At 54.8% G+C, this 2505-nt stretch carries 2 protein-coding genes; both read right to left on the reverse strand.

Features of this window, described 5'->3' with window-relative positions:
• Nucleotides 1-662 (reverse strand): hypothetical protein (locus tag RCH91_RS19765; protein WP_306536902.1); only part of this gene is annotated, 662 nt, incomplete at its 3' end.
• A 208-nt stretch (nucleotides 663-870) separates the two neighbouring features.
• The gene (locus RCH91_RS19770; RefSeq protein WP_306536904.1) at nucleotides 871-2049 is read right to left on the reverse strand and encodes a hypothetical protein; all 1179 of its coding nucleotides are present in this window, start codon (nucleotides 2047-2049) and stop codon (nucleotides 871-873) included.
• Between the last annotated feature and the right edge of the window lie 456 nt (nucleotides 2050-2505).

The raw sequence follows: 2505 nt of genomic DNA on the forward strand, positions 1-2505 counted from the left end.
TTGCCTCCGTCCCCCTTGAACTCTAATTCCTTCGACTTCTTGTTGGAGCGGGCTTCAGCCATCTCGGCAGCGGTAAATTGGAGTTCCTTTGCACTGCCGATTCGCTCGTCACCATCAAGAGACTGGGCTGCAAAGTCAATAAGGCCGTTCATGTCCTTCACTAGATTTTGAATCATCTGTGCCCGACTCAGGCTGGTGTCATTGACATAGCCTTGGAGATTTGCAGACAATCCGGCTTGCACGGCCGCACGCACGCTGTTCGGTTCACCCCCGTCGTGTTCCAATAACGCAACCAAAAAGATTACATTATTGGGGCTAGCGATCGGCGCTGGTTTGCCATCTGTAGCCCAACATGGCCACCCGACCACAAAAATCCACGGGCTGTCGAGCGGCAGCCCGGGAGGCGGGGCTACGGGGCTGCCTGTTTCACCAGTATCAAAATCGTCCCAAGGCCCGATAAGTGTCGTTCGGGTGGCAGGGATGATTATTTTCCCGCCTCCCGGGATGTTGATTACCTGGTTGCTGAGGTTAGCAGTAAACACGATAATGTACGGCTCATCAGAATCAAATTCGTCGGTGTCAACCTTGCAGGTTAGCTTTGTGACTGTAAGGGTGAGAGGCTTAAATAATGCCGCGAGTTCCGGTGTTATTACTGATGACATTTTATACCCTCCTTAGCCCGTGTTAAGCAGATCAAGCCCCCCGCGGCCATCGAGATGGCCTAACGTCCTGGTTCAGGGGCGCGCGGATACCATGCTGGCAAGCACGACGATGCTTCTCCGCGCGTCCCCTGGAACCACTTGTTAGGCCCGCCCTATCCCGCCATGCCCTATGGAGAAATGGTTCCTGACACGTTTTTCTTCTCAGTCTTCAAGATGTCTTTAGTCGAAGGCCATCAATCCGAGCAAGGCGGCGGGCCCCAGGGATACCTGGCAATTCGCTGTACTTGCCGGTACGACGGCCAGCTTCCAACCATTCCTTAATGCGACGATCGGCACTCGTGTCCGCGACAAATAGACTCACGGCGAATTGCTCAGTTACGCCATCCTCAAAGATGGGTACGCACCACTTGTTGGTTTCGTCCGGCAGCACTTTGTTCTCCTTTGGCCATACGAGATTGCCAACTTCCACGGCCAACCACAGGTTCAAGCCCGGTTGCAGACCGGTCACAACACCCGAGCACCGTATCGTCCTGCCAACGGTTTCATTCGGTTGCGGTTCGCTGAAACTGGCGGTGACCTTGTCGTAGGCTTCGTTTCGGGCTGCTGACGTGAAATGGGCGATGAGGAATTCTTTCAGTTTTTCGATTAACGCTTCGACGCCTTCGGGATCGTAGTTGTAATGGATGTAGTCGAAATGCTTGATATCGGACGGGACGTCTTTATCCGAACGCGTGATGAGTACGACCTTCTTGCCGAGGGTGTGGGCCATGCCGATCTCGTAGAAGACGTTCGGGTTCCTCTCCGTGCAGTCGGCGATGATTAGTTGTGCGGCGCAGATGCCGTCCCAAACTTTTTCCATGAAGGGCTTTGGCGAGAAGATTTCGTCCGCGCGCAGCATTCTCAGCCCCAACTCCTGGGCCAGCTTCTTCATATGCTTAGAATAGATTGACTCCAGCTTGGTCTTGAACGGCATCAGGACGAAGACATCTGTTTGCTGGTCGGCGGGAAGGGGCTGGGGCCGGCCGAAAATGGGAGCAATGGCCATCCCTTTCGCGTGTCGGGAGATCATGGCCGCCTCGTCTAGGCTCATACCGCCAAAAGCATCGCGAATCGTCGACGAGAGACCCGTTTCTTTGATCACTCCGACGGGTTTCTTTCCGTCGGCCGTCTCCTTCTCCTCAAAAGTAATCAGTCCCAGATCGCGCATCTCAAACAGCTTCTTGAGAAGGCTAAAGGTGTTTGTGTTGGTTTTGATTTGCGCGGGGTCGGCGTAAGCATATCTTCTGCACAACTCCTCCCAGGTTTTGCTCTCCCTCAGAAGCAGGAGGATAAGCGCACCGTTTGCGATCTCCTCGTAGGGGATGTTGTTCTTCACTGGGTATTCCATCGCGAAATTCTCCGGTGGTGAAAGTGCGCAGTCAGGCGGCGAGACACGTCCCACGCTTCAAAAACTGCCCGTCGCCCGGATTGTCATTGAACCCGTCGCACCGCAACCCTTGTCGCCAGATCGGCGAAAACGAAGCCGTCTAGATTTAAGAACTACTCATCGGTTAAAACCCGTAATTCGATGCTTCCTGGCATACACTGCTCCGCTTGGCCAGCGGCCTAACCAGTGATTAACCTGACCGGATAATGCCGGATTCAGGTTCTTATCCAACCAGCAGAAAACCAAAGCATTACCGAAAGTCATACCCTCACTTCTCCCCCGTGAACGCCCCGTCCGCCTCGGCCCCTTTCCGCGGTTTCCACTGGAGCGAATAGTACTCACCTCGGTCCCTGGCCCACGGATCGAAGGCGTTGACCACGTGCTCCAGCTCCGGCGCCAACTCGGGAGCCGTCCGCA

The organism is Geobacter sp. (assembly GCF_030834625.1).
Classification (GTDB): Bacteria; Desulfobacterota; Desulfuromonadia; order Geobacterales; family Geobacteraceae; genus Geobacter.

What these genes read in the sequence shown, in the direction of transcription:
- RCH91_RS19770 (WP_306536904.1), bottom strand. Translation starts at nt 2,049, where the DNA reads ATGGAATACCCAGTGAAGAACAACATCCCCTACGAGGAGATCGCAAAC.